This is a genomic window from Wenzhouxiangella sp. AB-CW3 (genome assembly GCF_014725735.1).
GTDB lineage: Bacteria > Pseudomonadota > Gammaproteobacteria > Xanthomonadales > Wenzhouxiangellaceae > Wenzhouxiangella.
The window spans coordinates 3,224,772-3,240,472 of the sequence record NZ_CP061368.1 but is presented as its reverse complement, the minus strand read 5'-3'; the positions used below and the strand labels follow the sequence as shown (position 1 = coordinate 3,240,472).

The 15,701-nt window shown below is 62.8% G+C and carries 14 protein-coding genes; 8 read left to right on the top strand and 6 right to left on the bottom strand.

Going from position 1 to position 15,701, the window contains the following annotated elements:
- Positions 1-426: 426 nt before the first annotated feature.
- The gene (locus IC757_RS13990; RefSeq protein WP_190974905.1) at positions 427-1,089 is read right to left on the bottom strand and encodes a response regulator transcription factor; all 663 of its coding nucleotides are present in this window, start codon (positions 1,087-1,089) and stop codon (positions 427-429) included.
- Between the two features lie 110 nt (positions 1,090-1,199).
- Positions 1,200-3,146 carry an acetate--CoA ligase gene (gene acs, locus IC757_RS13985; protein ID WP_190977047.1) on the bottom strand — a complete coding sequence of 649 codons (1,947 nt, stop codon included), beginning with the start codon at positions 3,144-3,146 and terminating at the stop codon, positions 1,200-1,202.
- 550 nt (positions 3,147-3,696) lie between these two features.
- Here acs and IC757_RS13980 point away from each other — a divergent pair.
- From IC757_RS13980 to IC757_RS13960, 5 genes are all read left to right on the top strand, one after another.
- Positions 3,697-5,013: a DcaP family trimeric outer membrane transporter gene (locus tag IC757_RS13980; protein WP_190974904.1), complete on the top strand. Its 1,317-nt coding sequence runs from the start codon at positions 3,697-3,699 to the stop codon at positions 5,011-5,013.
- Positions 5,014-5,209: 196 nt separating this feature from the next.
- Positions 5,210-6,319, top strand: a complete 1,110-nt coding sequence (locus IC757_RS13975) for an MlaE family ABC transporter permease (protein ID WP_190974903.1) — start codon at positions 5,210-5,212, stop codon at positions 6,317-6,319.
- Positions 6,313-7,110 carry an ABC transporter ATP-binding protein gene (locus IC757_RS13970; RefSeq protein WP_190974902.1) on the top strand — a complete coding sequence of 266 codons (798 nt, stop codon included), beginning with the start codon at positions 6,313-6,315 and terminating at the stop codon, positions 7,108-7,110. The genes IC757_RS13975 and IC757_RS13970 overlap by 7 nt, the downstream gene beginning before the upstream one ends.
- A 5-nt stretch (positions 7,111-7,115) precedes the next feature.
- Entirely contained in the window at positions 7,116-8,084 is a 969-nt protein-coding gene (locus IC757_RS13965; protein ID WP_190974901.1) for an MlaD family protein, read from the top strand.
- Positions 8,081-8,782 (top strand): ABC-type transport auxiliary lipoprotein family protein, encoded by a 702-nt coding sequence (locus IC757_RS13960; protein WP_190974900.1) that lies wholly within the window; start codon positions 8,081-8,083, stop codon positions 8,780-8,782. The genes IC757_RS13965 and IC757_RS13960 overlap by 4 nt, the downstream gene beginning before the upstream one ends.
- A gap of 36 nt (positions 8,783-8,818) precedes the next feature.
- Here IC757_RS13960 and IC757_RS13955 read toward each other — a convergent pair whose 3' ends face one another.
- From IC757_RS13955 to IC757_RS13945, 3 genes are all read right to left on the bottom strand, one after another.
- Positions 8,819-9,886: a response regulator gene (locus IC757_RS13955; protein ID WP_190974899.1), complete on the bottom strand. Its 1,068-nt coding sequence runs from the start codon at positions 9,884-9,886 to the stop codon at positions 8,819-8,821.
- 150 nt (positions 9,887-10,036) lie between these two features.
- Positions 10,037-10,987 carry a D-Ala-D-Ala carboxypeptidase family metallohydrolase gene (locus IC757_RS13950; protein ID WP_190974898.1) on the bottom strand — a complete coding sequence of 317 codons (951 nt, stop codon included), beginning with the start codon at positions 10,985-10,987 and terminating at the stop codon, positions 10,037-10,039.
- The gene (locus tag IC757_RS13945; RefSeq protein ID WP_190974897.1) at positions 10,984-12,642 is read right to left on the bottom strand and encodes a murein L,D-transpeptidase; all 1,659 of its coding nucleotides are present in this window, start codon (positions 12,640-12,642) and stop codon (positions 10,984-10,986) included. The genes IC757_RS13950 and IC757_RS13945 overlap by 4 nt, the downstream gene beginning before the upstream one ends.
- Positions 12,643-12,839: 197 nt before the next feature.
- On the opposite strand from IC757_RS13945, the gene IC757_RS13940 reads away from it, so the two are divergent.
- Positions 12,840-13,352, top strand: coding sequence for an Hsp20/alpha crystallin family protein (locus tag IC757_RS13940; RefSeq protein WP_190974896.1), 513 nt, complete (start codon positions 12,840-12,842; stop codon positions 13,350-13,352).
- Positions 13,353-13,459: 107 nt separating this feature from the next.
- Here IC757_RS13940 and IC757_RS13935 read toward each other — a convergent pair whose 3' ends face one another.
- Positions 13,460-13,726 (bottom strand): hypothetical protein, encoded by a 267-nt coding sequence (locus IC757_RS13935; protein WP_190974895.1) that lies wholly within the window; start codon positions 13,724-13,726, stop codon positions 13,460-13,462.
- Here IC757_RS13935 and IC757_RS13930 point away from each other — a divergent pair.
- Together IC757_RS13930 and IC757_RS13925 are read left to right on the top strand one after the other, a co-directional pair.
- Positions 13,707-15,059: a leucyl aminopeptidase family protein gene (locus tag IC757_RS13930; protein WP_190974894.1), complete on the top strand. Its 1,353-nt coding sequence runs from the start codon at positions 13,707-13,709 to the stop codon at positions 15,057-15,059. The genes IC757_RS13935 and IC757_RS13930 overlap by 20 nt on opposite strands.
- An 84-nt stretch (positions 15,060-15,143) precedes the next feature.
- Complete coding sequence (locus IC757_RS13925) at positions 15,144-15,656, top strand: energy transducer TonB (protein WP_190974893.1); 513 nt, start codon at positions 15,144-15,146, stop codon at positions 15,654-15,656.
- The last annotated feature ends 45 nt before the right edge of the window (positions 15,657-15,701 follow it).

Genomic DNA, 15,701 nt, shown 5'->3' with positions numbered 1-15,701 from the left:
ATGGCTTGGGCGGTGAGAGAGCTTGCGGAGACTATCACAGCCCGGACCCGGGCTGCTGCCGGAAAGCGGCTTGCTAACAACTGAATGAGGCAGCAACTTGCCTGATTGCGCAGATGGTGCAGCCATCCTTCGGTCGGATTCTTTGGGAACCGCAGATGAACGCCGATAAACGCAGATTGTTGATCTGTCCCATGGATCATGGATAGGAGCTGGGGTCAGCGATTCTTATACGGCTTAGGCTTTCATGCGTCCAGGAGCTGAGACATATGAATGCGACGCTCTTGGGTTGGGGGCGAGTACAGCTGCTATTGCTGATGTAGGTCCATGAATCTGCGTTAATCCGCGTTCATCTGCGGTTGCGTAATTCAAATCAGGGCCATGGCTGACAAACATGCGCAATCAGGACAACTTATGCAGGTGCAAATGTCAGGGCCGAGCGTCGGAAGAGTTGGGAGCTTCCACCGAAAGCCGCTGAGTCAGCAACACGGCATGCGTGCGATTGCTTACTCCCAGCTTGCGGAAGATGGCAGTCATGTGTGCCTTGACGGTGGCCTCGGATATATCGAGCTCGAAGGCGATCTGCTTGTTGAGCAGCCCTTCGGCGACCATCATCAGCACCCGGAACTGTTGTGGTGTCAGCTCACCGATATGTCCGGCGATATCGAGTTCCTCGCTGGGGGTGCCGGTGGCGCTGGTATCCAGTTCCGGCGGGTAGCAGATGTCGCCGGCCAGTACGCTTTGCAGGGCCTCGCGGATTTCATCCACGGACGCGGACTTGTGGATGAAGGCGGCGGCGCCGTGGTCCATCGCGCGCTGCATGACCACCGTGCTGTCGTTGGCCGAGATGATGCACACCGGCAGTTCGGGGTGGTGCGCGCGCAGGTAGATCAGCGCCGAAAAGCCCTGCACGCCGGGCATGTGCAGGTCGAGCAGAACCAGGTCGGCCTGTTCGTGTTCGCGCGATACCTGTTCGAGCTCGGCCATGTTGCCGGCCTCGACGATATCGACCCCGCCCAGCGCCTTCTGCAACGCCAGCCCCAGCGCTTCGCGAAACAGCGGATGATCGTCGGCGACGATGACGGTTGTCATGGGATGACAGGTTATAGGTAAAAGGTGAAAGGTAAAAGGTAAAAAGGAAGCCCCGGAAAGTCGTCTTTCCTTCCACCTTTCACCTTTTTCCTTTTACCCTTTACCACCTCCTATCGATTCTTCCGGTTGCCAATCAGATCATCGACCACCGCCGGTTCGGCTAGGGTCGAGGTGTCGCCGAGGTTGCTGTAATCGTTCTCGGCGATCTTCCTGAGAATGCGTCGCATGATCTTGCCCGAACGGGTCTTGGGCAGGCCTGGCGCGAACTGGATGAAGTCCGGTTTGGCGATCGGCCCGATGCGCTCCCGCACCCACTGGGTGAGCGTGCCGAGCAAGTCGTCGCTGGCTTCCACGCCGGCGGTGAGCGTCACGTAGGCGTAGATGCCCTGGCCCTTGATGTCGTGCGGGAAGCCGACCACGGCGGCCTCGGAGACATCCGGGTGGGCCACCAGCGCAGACTCGATTTCGGCAGTGCCCATGCGGTGACCGGAGACATTGAGCACATCGTCCATGCGCCCGGTGATCCACCAGTAGCCGTCCTCGTCGCGACGGGCGCCGTCGCCGGTGAAGTAGAGCTGATCGAAGGTCGCGAAGTAGGTGTCGATGAAGCGCTGGTGGTCGCCGTAGACGGTACGCATCTGGCCCGGCCAGGAGTCTGTGATGACCAGCGCGCCGGAGGTGGCGCCTTCGAGTACCTTGCCTTCGGTATCGCGCAGCCCCGGCTTGATACCGAAAAACGGCACCGTGGCCGAGCCGGGCTTGAGATCGGTTGCCCCGGGCAGTGGCGAGATCAGGATACCGCCGGTTTCGGTCTGCCACCAGGTATCGACGATGGGGCAACGGCCCTCGCCGACGACCTGGTGATACCACTCCCAGGCCTGCGGGTTGATCGGTTCGCCCACCGTGCCGAGGATGCGCAGGGACTTGCGCGAGGTTTTCGTCACCGGCTCGTCACCCTCTCGCATCAGTGCGCGGATGGCCGTCGGCGCGGTGTAGAAGATGCTCACGTCGTGTTTGTCGACCACTTGCCAGAAGCGCGAATGATCGGGGTAGTTGGGCACGCCCTCGAACATCAGCGTGGTGGCGCGGTTGGCCAGCGGTCCATAGACAATGTAGCTGTGGCCGGTGATCCAGCCGACATCGGCCGTGCACCAGTAGACCTCGCCGGGACGATAGTCGAAGATCGCCTCGTGGGTCAGTGCGGTGTAGAGCAGGTAGCCGGCGGTGGTATGCAGCACGCCTTTCGGCTTGCCCGTGGATCCGGAGGTGTAGAGGATGAAAAGCGGGTCTTCGGCGTTCATCTCTTCCGGTTCGCACTCGGCGCTGGCGTTGGCGGTGATGTCCTCGTACCAGACGTCGCGACCCTCGGTCCAGCCGATGTCGGCACCGGTGCGCTTGACCACCACGACCTTGTCGACCGTGGTGACCTCGTCGCTGGCCAGTGCCTTGTCGACATTATTTTTCAGTGGCACCTTCTTGCCGCCGCGAATACCTTCGTCGGCAGTTATCACCGCCGACGATTCGCAGTCGACGATACGACCGGCTAGCGCTTCGGGCGAGAAGCCGCCGAAGACCACCGAGTGCACCGCGCCGATGCGCGCGCAGGCCAGCATGGCCACGGCCGCTTCGGGAATCATCGGCATGTAGAGCGTGACGCGATCACCTTTCTTCACGCCCTGGTCCTTCAGCCCGTTGGCCAGGCGGCAGACCTTCTCGTGCAATTCGCGATAGGAGATGTGTGCGTCGTCGTCGGGGTCGTCGCCCTCCCAGATGATAGCGGTCTCGTCGCCATGCTTTTCCAGGTGACGGTCCAGGCAGTTGACGGTGACATTCAGGGTGCCGTCCTCGAACCAGCGGATGTGCAGGTCATCCTTTTTCCACGACACGTCCTTGACCTTGCTGAATGGCTTCATCCAGTCCAGTCGCTCACGCGCCTGCTCGGCCCAGAAGCCTTCCGGGTCGTCGATCGAGGCCTGGTACATTTCGCGATAGCGGTCGCGGTCGTATAAGGCGTCTTTCATGGAGTCGGGTACTGGGTAGGTCTTGTCGTTGGCCATAATCCTTACGCTCACTATCAAACCTTTGGTTTTCAGAATTCTGATCTTAGCAGGCATGGGGTGTCGGACCCAATGCGACATTGGTCTACACGGGGTGTGGGGGGGCGGGCCGGGTGGTATGGGTCGCGGTGGGCCGCCGGCGGTCTTCGGCGGTGTTGGCTGCTCGGGTGTCGGAGGCGTTCTGGTGCCACTGAAATCAGGCTGGAGTGTTGGCGAGATGCGCTGACCTCGACAGGCGCAATCGTTGCGGATGGCACGGCTGACCGGTTGCCGGCGTCCGGACCGCCTCTGTTCCACCGCGACCCATACCACCCGGCCTGAAAAGGTGGAAGAAGGTTTCGAATCGCCACGACATTGCTGCCTTTCAACCTTCTCCAAGCCATCCGCATCGAGTTGGCCGATCGCCCGGGCTTTCGCCAGAAACCACCCCCGCTCCCCGCACTACTCCGACCTTCGTCTAATAGACCAATCGCCAATGGTCGATGCCCGTGAAACCCCGCATAGTCGGGCGCAAGACAGTCCGCACTCGGGAACAGAACGGGAGAAACCTATGGCTACACGACACCTTGGCATCCTGGCGCTGGTGGTATTGCTTGCCTCGGTACCGGTTTTCGGCGATGCATCGCCTGGCGAGCGCGAGCGTGCGCTGGAAGAGCGCATCGAATCGCTCGAGCGCATGGTGCAGCGATTACTTGATGAGCGCGGTGAGGCGCATGCCGAAGACGAGGCTGTTCGCGGTGAAATGGAGCAGTTGCGCCAGGAGCTGGCAGCACTCGAGGAACGTGATGCCGAAAAAACACCATCAGGCACCGAGTTCAACTTCACCGGCTTCATCAAGCACGACATGATGTACAGCCGCTACAGCGCGGGCTCTGTGCCGCCCAACTCCATCCTGCGTGACTTCCACGTGCCGGCCGCCATTCCGGTGGGTGGCCAGACCTCGGCGACAGACTTCGATACCCATATCCGCGAGACGCGATTCATCTTTGACGTGCAACGGCTCGAAGACGACCTGCAGGCCTATCTTGAGTTCGACTTCTCGGCGGGTACGGGGGGCGACGAGCGTCTGACCAATACAACCAGCCCCAACATCCGGCATGCCTTCGTGCGCTGGAACGATCTGCTGGCCGGGCAGACCTGGACCACGTTCTTCAACGTCGGCGCCCTGCCGGAGAACGTTGACTTCATCGGTCCCGCCGAGGGCACCATTTTCGTGCGCCAGGCCCAGCTTCGCTATACCAACGGTCCCTGGCAGTTTGCACTGGAAAACCCCGAAACCACGGTCACTCCCTTTGGTGGCGGGGCGCGCATCGTCACCGATACCGCGTCGATTCCGGATCTCGTGGCCCGCTACAACCACGATGCCGACTGGGGCCAGTTCTCGGTGGCCGCGCTCGGGCGGCAACTGGGCATTGACGGGGTCAATGGCCCCGATCGTGAGACCTCTTTCGCGCTGAGTCTGTCAGGACGCTTCGATGTCGGCCAGAACGACATCCGCTGGATGGTCTCGGGCGGACCGGGCATCGGTCGTTACCTGGGGCTCAACACGGCCAACGAAGCCGTGCTCGACGCCGATGGTCGACTCGACACCATCGATGCCTATGGCGGCTTCCTGTCCTACCGTCACCTGTGGAATGATCGCTGGCGTTCAAACTTCACCCTGTCGGCCTTCCGTGCCGACAACGACACCGATCTGACCGGGATGAACGTGACGAAAAGCGCCGAAAGCGCCCATGCCAACCTGATCTACCAGGCCACCCCGCAGCTTCGCTTCGGGCTGGAATACCAGCATGCCCGTCGCGAAATCGAAGCGGGCCTCAAGGGCAACATGAACCGGCTGCAGTTCGCCACCATCTACGCGTTCTGAGTGCCTGGCGATTCTCCCAGTGTCGGCGTTGGCATATGTCCCGCGGCTTCGCAGGGGACATATGCCAAGCCGGCAGTCGTCCGAGGCCGCTGCCGGTCTCCGTTTTCTGATGCTTCCTAATGGCAAGCCATTGATCGATTGCCGCATGCGCCGTGCCATAATCAGCGACGTTTCCTGACTCGACCCGGCGTCGTGCATGACCGAGAAGCCCGACCTTCAATCCGACCCCGAGCGCCCTGGCAGGTTGCTGGCCACGGGTGACTGGCGTATCGATGCCGTCAGGGGACGCGGGTTCGTTCCGGCGACGCTGCCCGACGATGCCGTCGAGCTGGATGCTACCGCCATCGAGCGACTGGATTCGGTCGGTGCCCTGCTGCTCGTCCAGCTCGCAGATCGGATGGATATCGATCCGGCCAGTATTGTCCTGAGCGAATCTCACCAGCCACTTCTGCACGCCGTTATTGCCGCCTCGGGCGAAGCGGAGCCGGAGCCCCGGACGGAGCCGGCGTGGTTCAGTTTCCTGGCGCATGTCGGTGAGGTGACCGTGAGTTTCGGTGGCGGATTCAAGCAGTTTCTGGGGTTTCTCGGTCTGGGGGTCAGTTCCCTTCTGCGCACGATGTTCCGGCCCCGCCAGTGGCGCATTACCTCGACCATCCACCATATGGAACAGACCGGGCTGAACGCCCTGCCGCTGGTCGTGCTGCTCAGCTTTCTTATCGGTGCAGTCATTGCCTACCTCGGAGCCACGGTGCTCAAGGACTTCGGTGCCGAGCTGTTTGTCGTCGATCTGACCACCATTGCCTTCTTCCGGGAGATGGGCGTGCTGGTGACCGCCATCATCCTGGCCGGGCGCACGGCCAGCGCTTTTACCGCCCAGATCGGCACCATGAAGTCGCGCGAGGAAATCGATGCCATGCGCACGCTGGGGCTGGATCCGTTCATCCTGCTGGTCATGCCCCGGCTGGTGGCGTTGCTGGTCATGCTTCCCATCCTGGCAGCGGCGGCGACCATCGCCGGCATGGCCGGTGGCATGACGGTATCGGCGCTTTCGCTTGATATCGGACCCGATTTGTTCATGTCGCGTATTCATGAAACTCTGAACCTGCGTCATTACCTGGTCGGGCTGATCAAGGCGCCGCTGTTTGCGGTTGTCATTGCGCTGATCGGCTGCCTGGAAGGGTTCAAGGTCACCGGAACCGCGCAGTCCGTCGGCGAGCGTACGACCAGCGCGGTGGTGCAGTCGATCTCGCTGGTCATCGTCATCAACGCGCTGGCCGCCGTGTTCTTCATGGAGATGGGATGGTGAGTACGCCGGAGACTTCGGAAACCAGCGTGGTCAAGGTGCGTGGCCTGCGCAACCAGTTCGGACAGTTCGTTGTGCACCAGGGGCTGGACCTGGACGTTCGACGTGGTGAAGTCCTTGGCATCGTGGGCGGCTCGGGTTCGGGCAAGTCGGTGCTGATGCGGGCCATACTCGGCTTGCGCCCCCCGCAGGCCGGCACCATCGAGGTGCTGGGCGAGCGTATCGAACAGAGTGCATCGGCGCGCAGTCTGCTCAGGCGCCGCACCGGCGTGCTGTTTCAGGATGGTGCCCTGTTTTCTTCACTGACCGTTCGCGAGAACGTCGAGGTGCCAATCAAAACGCACTGCCCGGCCATGTCGGCCGCACTGCGTCGTGACCTGGCCCGACTCAAGATTCGCATGGTCGGCCTGCCGGTCGCTGCCGGGGCCAAGCTGCCCTCGGAGCTTTCCGGCGGCATGCGCAAGCGCGCCGGCCTGGCGCGTGCCCTGGCGGTGGATCCCGAGCTCCTGTTTCTCGACGAACCCACGGCCGGCCTTGATCCCATCGGCGCGGCGGCTTTCGACGAACTGCTCGTCACCCTTCGTCAGGCGCTGGGCCTGACCGTATTCCTCATTACCCACGATCTTGATACGCTTTATGCCATCTGTGATCGCGTGGCGGTCATCGGTGACGGCAGAATTCTTGTCAGTGGCCCGTTGTCTGAAGTGGAACAGTTCGAGCACGAGTGGGTCCAGAATTACTTTCACGGGCCACGCGCACGTGCCGCCAGCCAGGCCGGGAAGGCCGGGAGTTGAATCCTATGGAAACGCGAGCCAACCACGTCCTTATCGGTGCTTTCACCATTGCCGGGCTCATCATGATGCTGGCAATTGGTCTATGGGCGGCCCGCTACGCGGCAGATGATGCCTGGAAGGAATACGAGGTGGTCTTCGAGCACCCGGTCAGCGGCCTGTCGTCCGGGTCGACCGTGCAGTACAACGGCATCAACATGGGCAGCGTGCGCGAGCTGAGCCTGTCGCCGGATGATCCCAGCCGGGTCATTGCCCGCATTCGCCTGGAGGCCGGTGCCCCGGTACGCGAGGATACAGTGGCGCGCCTGACGGTCTCGGGGCTAACCGGCGTGGCCTTTATCCAGTTGCGTGGCGGCAGCCCGGAAAGCCCGGCACTGGAACCCGGCCCGGACGGCAAGCCGCCCCAGATACTGGCCGAGGAGTCGGGGTTGCAGAAACTCATCGATGCATCCGAGGACATTGCCTCCATGGCCAGCGAGGTGATGCTGCGCCTGCTCGAATTTCTCAGCGAGGACAACGCCGAGCGCGTCACTCACACGCTTGACAACATCGACCGTCTTTCGCAGACCATTCTGGCCGAAGGCGACATGATCGCCGAGACCATTGGCAATCTGCATGCCGGCAGTGCGGAACTGGCCGGCGTCATGACCCGTTCTCAGCAGTTGATGGAACAGATGAGCCAAGCACTGGCCGAGGTCGACGAACACCTGCTGAGCGATCTGCCCGGATTGTCGGAAGACCTGTCAACCACCATGGATCGGCTGGCGAGGGCGTCGGAGCGGATTGATCGAGTGCTGGCCGACAACGAGGCGGCCTTCAGCGAGTTTGGTGTCGAAGTGCTCGCACCACTGGGGCCGACAGTGCAGGAGTTCAGGCAGTTGGTCCGCGAACTGTCGCGACTGAGTTCGCGATTCCAGCGACATCCCACGCGCTTCCTGCTTGGGGGCGATCAGCCAGAGGAGTATCAGCCACAGTGAGTACCGTGAGTCATCGTAATTTCGGCGGGCGGATGGTTCTGCTGGCCGTGAGTGTCCTGATGCTCGGCGGCTGCATGCTGGCACGTTCGCCCGGGTCGGTCAGCATCATTGCCCCGCAGCTTGAGCCGGTCGAGGCCGAGAGCGAGCCGGTGGTCGACTGGTCCGTGGGGGTGCAGCGTCCAAGTGCCGACCAGATGCGCGACTCGGACCGGATCATGGTGCGGGTATCGCGGTCGCGACTGCAGCCCTGGCCCGAGGCGGCCTGGCTGGACAGCATGCCTGACATGGTTCACGCGATGCTGATCCAGACCCTGGAAGACTCGGGGCACTTTGCCGGTGTCGGCCGGGCCGGTGGGCTGCGTTCGCGCTTTGGCCTGACCAGCGACATCCGCCGCTTCGAGGTGGTCGATGACGGTGACGGTCGTCTTTCGGTCGATCTGGCTGTGCGCATCAACCTGGTGCACCAGCCCACGGGGAGTGTGATGGCCACGCATTCGTTTGAACAGGCCGAACGCGTCGATGGGCGATCCCTGGACGATGCGGTTGATGCATTCGAGCAGGCCATGTCCCGGCTCTTTCTGGATATCACGCAGTGGACCGTGGAGAACGGCGAGACGGCCGCTGCAGAGATGCAGGAGCGGCGCGAGGGCTGGCGCGAACGGGCGTCGGGTTCCGAGCGGCGTGGACAGTCTCGCTGAGACGCCAAACTACGGCATCTGTGCATGCGTGCCGCGTCAGTTGCTCTCCTCGATCAGGTCCAGCAAGGGGGCCAACTGCTTCCTGATTCGTGGCAGATGCTGGCGGACCCGATCGGCTTGTCCGCGAGCGATCCATTCCAGCGCCTCTTCCAGGCCGGGCTCGTCCTGATGCCCGACGCTTTCGTGCTGCGCTGTCGCCGGCGCCGGTTCGGCTGCGCCTGACAAGCCGGACTTGAGCAGTTCGTTGACATCTCTGGAGTCATCGATCGGCAGCGGTTGCACGGAAAAGCGCGCGCGCACCTGGAGTGTCTGCTCGCTTCCGGTCAGTCCCAGATCGGCCAGGTCGGGCGTGAAGCGGTCCTGCAGGTGCCTGGCGCCGTCGGCCGAGGTGGCCGGAAGAATGAACGTGAAGCTTTCGGGGCCGGTTCGGTAGACGGTGTCCTCACGGCGAATACTCTCCGACAGCGTCTGGCCGACACGCTGCCGGGCACGGCTGGCATAGGGCTCGCCAAGCTCGTCGAGCAACCGGGTCAGGCCGTCAAGATGCAGGTGCATCAGGGTCAGCTCCTGGTTGTGGCGCACGGCAAAACTCATGGCCTGGCCGAGCCGCTGAGCACAATAGCGCCGATTGCCCAGGCTGGTCTCGCGGTCGAGGTGGTGGTCGCGCTCCAGCGCCCGTACCTCGCGCCGGGACTGCACCGAGTCGGCGTGGGCGCTGGCCCGGGCCAGCAATTCGGGAGCCTGGAAGGGCTTGGAGATGAAATCGCTGGCGCCGCGCTCAAGTGCTTGCGCCCGCAACTCCTCTCGGTCTTCTGCACCGGTAATCAGGATCACCGGCAACTCGGCCAGCCGTGGCTGGTCACTTGAGCGCACCTGATCGAGCAGATCGAACCCGCTCTTGCCAGGCATGCGCAGATCGGTGAACAGCACCTGAATATGTTCGTCCTGCTCGAGCAGCTCCCAGGCGGCCTCGGCCGACTCGGCAAGCACAAGCTCGAACGACTCTTCCAGTACCTTGGTTGCACACATGCGCATCAGGCGGCTGTCATCGACAAACAGAATGCGCGGACGGGGTGAGAATTCTTGTTGGCTGACGGCGTTCATGCAGTCTTTCTTGCAATTACCGCGCCAATATGGTTGTCCTGTCGTGTCCGGTCAATTTTTTCCGGTGGCGTGTGCGAGAAAGTCGATCCTGTGCGCATTCGCCGTTGCCGCGGCCACGCGGTCGAACTTGACGCGCAGGGTCATATCCGGTCACGGAACCGTCCAGCGAGCCTCGTGCCCACGGGCATCGACATGCACGAAGGGGCCGCGGTGCGGACGTGGCCCATACAGCCCCAGCCCGCCGTGCAGGCGTTCATGGCGACCACTGTCGTAAAGATCGTCGATGATGGACAACAGCAAACGGGCGTCTTTGACACCGCTGCGGCCGTCGCCGTTGAGGTCGTCCATACGGCCATTGCCGTTGGTGTCGATAAAGATATCCGCGGCTCCGCCCCAGACATGGCGGGAATAGCGACCATTGCCAATGGCCCTGTTGTACCAGGGCGTGCGGTAACCGCTCATGACGTGAAAGCTGTCGGTGTGAATGCCCCGATCGTTGACCTCGGCCAGGATGATTTCCAGTTTGGCCACCAGCGCTTCGCGCAGGACCAGGTACTTGGGCCAGTGATCGGGCTGCTGCTTGCACAGGAACTGGCCCAGGGTGAAGTGGGGCGAAACCGGCAGGTCAGCCAGCTCCGGCGACACCTCGATCAGTCCGGGCGGTGGCAGATAGATCGGGTTGCCTCTGAGTGGCTTGTCCGGGTATCGGCCGATCCGATAGCCGTTGAGATATCCATTCTCGACCTCGGCCAGCGGTACCATGACGATGACATTCAGGCGTGCCGATTGTGCCTGTCCTGGATGGATGTCGAAGCGCACCAGTCCCGGCTCGTCGGGCGCGGTCCACACCCAGCGGGCCGGGCCGAGACGTCGCAGCTCGCCGCCGTTGACGACGGCTTCGGCCTGCATGCCGTCGGGCAGGTGCAGTGTCAGCTCGCGCTCCTGCCCGGGCATGACAAAGAAGGCAAGCTCCCGCCACTCCATCCGCTTGCCATTGAAGCTGATCTCATAGTCCAGCGTGCCGGGGTCGAAGTCGGACTCCGCAGCCAGGATGCCGACGGCAAGCAGGCTGCCGGCCAGTAGCATGATGAGCGATTTCAAGCGTCGTATCCTCTCGTCAGGGTGATGTCGGGTGACTCGGGGCCGGGCGGTGGCGTATTCAGTGCCTCGATCAGGCGCTGGTCGCGTTGGTAGATATCGCGCCGGAAATGGACCTGGTTGTCGTCGCCGACCCAGGCCGTCCAGTAAAGCAGGTAGACGGGCATGTGACGGTCAAGTCGCACGGTTGTCTCGCGGCCGTGGTTCCATGTCGACTCGATGCGTTCCTTGCTCATCAGATCCGAGCGTTGGGTGAGCAGCCAGCGAGCCAGTTCGTCGGCGTCCTCCAGCCGGATGCAGCCGGAGCTGAAGGCGCGCTCGTGTTGGCCAAACAGTTCGCGTGCCGGTGTGTCGTGCAGGTAGACGTTATGGCGATTGGGGAACATGAACTTCACCCGTCCCAGTGCGTTGTCCGGACCGGGCGCCTGGCGCAAGCGGTAGGGGAAATTGCGCGGTGAGAGACTGTTCCAGTCGACGTCGGCCGGGTCGATGCGGCGTTCCTCCGCGCCCCAGCCCTGCAGCACGGCAAACCCCATGTCAGCAAGATAGTCCGGATTGGCACGGATGCGCGGGAGCTGGTCGCGCACGGCCAGTCGCGGCGGCACCTCCCAGGAAGGGTTGAGTACGAGGTAGCTCATGCGTCCGGTGAACACCGGAGTGCGCCGGTAGGGCTGGCCAACGATGACCCGCTGGCGCATGACCTCCTCACCATTGCTGACCACCTGCATGCCGAACCCGGCGATGTTGACCAGCACATACTCCTCGCCCAGCGACTGCGGCAACCACCGCCAGCGCTCCAGGTTGGCGCGCAACTGCTCGACGCGGGCTGTCGGAGGCACGTTCAGTGCATTGAGGGTCTGAGGTCCGATGATGCCATCGACGGCCAGTCCGTGACGTTGCTGGAATGCACGCACGGCCTGTTCCAGCGCATCATCGAAATACTGTGGCTTGCTATCGGCCGGTACGGCCTCGCCCCTTTCCAGGCGCGCAAGATGGCGCCGGATGGCGGGGATGCGCTCATCGCTGTCGCCAGGCCGGATCAGCGGTAGTGCCGCGTCGACCGCCAGCCATTCGCCGTTGTCGGCCAGTTCGCGCTTGAGTGCCAGTTGCTCGACTAGGCGATGATAGGCGGGATGGCTCGGCAGCAGGGTTTCCAGCAGCTCTCGGCCGCCCTTGCCCCCCAGTGCATGGCGCATGACCGATGATGTCAGCGTTGGCTGTTCGCGTTCGATGAACCATTCCGGATCGATGGATTCGGGATCGATGCGGCCATGGGCGAGATGATGCGCCAGTGCGAGCAGCGCGTCGGTGGCCATCAGCTCGACATCGACCAGGGCGGGGACTGAATTCGGGGTGGACGATGACCGCAGCCCCTGCAGTGCGACAGTCAGTGCCTCGCGATGATAATGATCAGGCTCCAGCCCGTGGCTGGCGGCCAGTTCCAGCGTGGCGGGCACCTGCCGAAGCTGGTCAACAGGCTCCAGACGCTCAAACCACAAGGGTTCCCAGCCGTTGGCTTCATACACTGAGCGTAGCGGACCGTGCGCCATCAGCATGCTGCCGGCCACCGGCACTGCGTCGATTTCATGCGGCCGTTCCAGCCGCTGGCGCAGTTCTTCCCTGAATGTCTCCCCGGCGCCGGACCATGCCACGGGCATGAAAAAAACAGCCCCGACAGAAGCATGATCGGGCGTATCAGCGATGTTTTACTTGCGGCACTTGAGCACATGGTGATATTAGACGGTGAGTCGGGTGAATGATTCCCCGGCTGGGGCCGGACTTCTAACGCCTTGAAAATCGGCCATTTCAGAACTAATGAGAGTGCTATTCCGGTACTTGATTGAAGGAGGTAGGCATGAACCTGCAGAAACTTAGTCCTTGGAACTGGTTCAAGCGAGAAGAGCAGGGCGGCAGTGGCGATCTGCTGCCGGCCCGGGGCAGCGACGATCCACTCACGCGCATGCACCGGGAGATTGATCGCCTGTTCGAGGGCTTCTTCGGTGCCATCGACCGGCCCTCCGACTTGCAACACGGGCTGGTACTCCGGCCCAGTATCGACATTGCCGAGTCGAAGAAGTCCTATCGCATTTCCGTGGAAGTGCCCGGTGTCGACGAGGAAGACATCGATCTGACGCTCGATGGCGACGCACTCATCATTTCGGGTGAAAAGCGCCAGGAAAGCGAAGAGGACGAGGACGGATATCACCGCATCGAACGCAGCTACGGCAGCTTCCGCCGAGTCCTCACGCTGCCCAGCGACGCTGATCCCGATGGCATCACCGCGAACTTCCGAAAAGGCGTGCTCAAGATCGTGATTCCGCGCAGCAAGGAAGGAAACGGCAGCCGCAAGCGGATTGAGATTGGATGATTGGTGTGTGCGGGTAGTGGTGAAGAGGGGTGGACGACGAGAGGGGTAGAGGGATAGAGGGAGGAGAACGCAGGGGTTTTCCCTCTCCCCTTCTCCTCCTCTCCTCCTCATCCTCCTCTCCTCCTCATCCTCCTCTCCTCCTCATCCTCCTCATCCTCCTCTCCTCCTCTCCTCCTCTCTTCCTCTCTTCCTCTCTTCCTCTCTTCCTCTCTTCCTCTCTTCCTCTCTTCCTCTCTTCCCCTCTTCCCCTCTTCCCCTCTTCCCCTCTTCCCCTCTTCCCCTCTTCCCCTCTTCCCCTCTTCCCGCCCTTCATACGCTATCCTGCTCCACTGATTCCCACAGTCGAAGCGTCCAATGTTCTGCCAGGCAAGCAATACCGCCATCCCCATTCATTCTCTCGACCCGGCTGCTCTTGACGAGTGGCGGAAAGCGGCTCCCGACGCCCAGCGCAACTGGGTGAATGCCGCCGGCTTTGAGGCCGCGGCGGGCACTTATATGCTGGTACCCGGCGATGACGGCATGGCCTGCGTCCTGGCCGGCCGCGAAGCCGACGACCGGCTTTGGGCGCTGGCGCATCTGCCGGGGGTGCTGCCCGAAGGCGACTATCGGCTCGAGGCTGATTTCACCGAGGAGGAATACCAGCGGGCGGCCATCGGCTGGGGGTTGGGTTGCTATCGCTTTGATCGCTACAAGTCCGTTGAAAAGCCGAAGGCGCGACTGGTCTTGCCCGAGGCCTCGGCGGAGGAAATCCGCGCCCTGGTTGAGGCCTCCGCCTTCGTGCGCGACCTGGTCAACACGCCGGCAATCGACCTGGGCCCTTCCGACCTGGCAGATGTCGCCCGCGAACTGGCCGAAACCCACAACGCCGCCTGCGAGAAAATCGACGGCGAGCGGCTGGAAAGTGAATTTCCCGCCATCCATGTGGTGGGCCAGGCGGCCAGCCGACCGCCTTGCCTGATTCGCATGCAGTGGGGCGATCCGGCCGATCCGCCGCTGGCGCTGGTGGGCAAGGGCGTGATCTTTGACTCCGGCGGGCTCAATATCAAGCCCGGCGCCGGCATGGTGCTGATGAAAAAGGACATGGGTGGCGCGGCCCACGTGCTGGGCCTGGCCAAGGTCATCATGAGCCTCGGGCTGAAGGTCAACCTGCGCGTCTACATCCCGGCCGTCGAGAATGCCATCGCCGGCAACGCCTATCGTCCTTCCGACATCATCCGCACGCGCAACGGCACCAGCGTCGAGATCGGCAACACCGACGCCGAGGGCCGCGTGGTGTTGTCGGACGCCCTCACCCTGGCCTCGGAAGAAGGGGCCGAGCGAATCATCGACTTTGCCACACTCACCGGTGCGGCCCGCATCGCGCTGGGCGAGGACCTGCCGCCGATCTATGGCCGCGATACCGACTCGGTCCGCGCCATTCAGGAGCTTTCGTTCAAACAGGAAGATCCGCTCTGGCACATGCCGCTGTTCGAGCCCTACCGCAAGCTCATCCAGCCGGCCATCGCCGACATATCCAACACCGGCACCAGCAAGATGGGTGGCAGCCTGACTGCCGCGCTGTTCCTGGATCATTTTGTCGACCCCGGCATCGACTGGTATCACCTCGACATCTACGCCTGGAACCTTGGCGACCGCCCGGGTCGGCCCGCCGGTGGTGAGTGCCAGGGCCTGCGCGCCGTGTGGGAGTGGCTGAAGTCGCAGCATTGATGTGTCGCAGGGTGCCAGGCGGAGGATTTGGCGTTACGATATCCCTCCGTGTGCCGTGAAGCACAACTGTTGAGGAGTAAGGCAATGCGTTACCTGGTGATACTGTTGATGGCTGCCGCCCTGATGCTGGCCGGCTGTCAGAGAGATGATGCTGACGAGCCCGAGCTGACCGAGGAGGCCGCCGAAGCGCTGGATGAGGCGCAGGAAGAGGCAACTGATGCCTATGAAGAGGCCGTTGATACGACCGAGGACGCGGCCGAGGAAGTCCGCGACCGGGTCGAGAACGACGACAACGATGATGCCGTCGAGCGCATGTGGCAGCGCGCGGTCGAATTGGCCGAGGAGGCCCGCGAGCGTTCCGAGGAAGCCTGGGAAGCCACCCGTGAAGGTGGTGACGAGGCCATGAAGGAAGCTCGCGAGGCAGCCGAGCGGGCCCGCGAACAGGCACAGGAGGCCTGGGCAGAGGCCACCGAGTTGACCGGCGATGCCCGGGACGATGCCCGGAAGCGGGCCGAGAAGGCCTGGGAAGAGGCCGAAGCGGCCTGGGCAAGGCTCGTCGACGAAGATGATGACGATGAGGATAACGGCGACTACTGAGCCGCTGTCCCAGAGGTGCCCTGCGCCGCCCCGGCATGCCCGGGG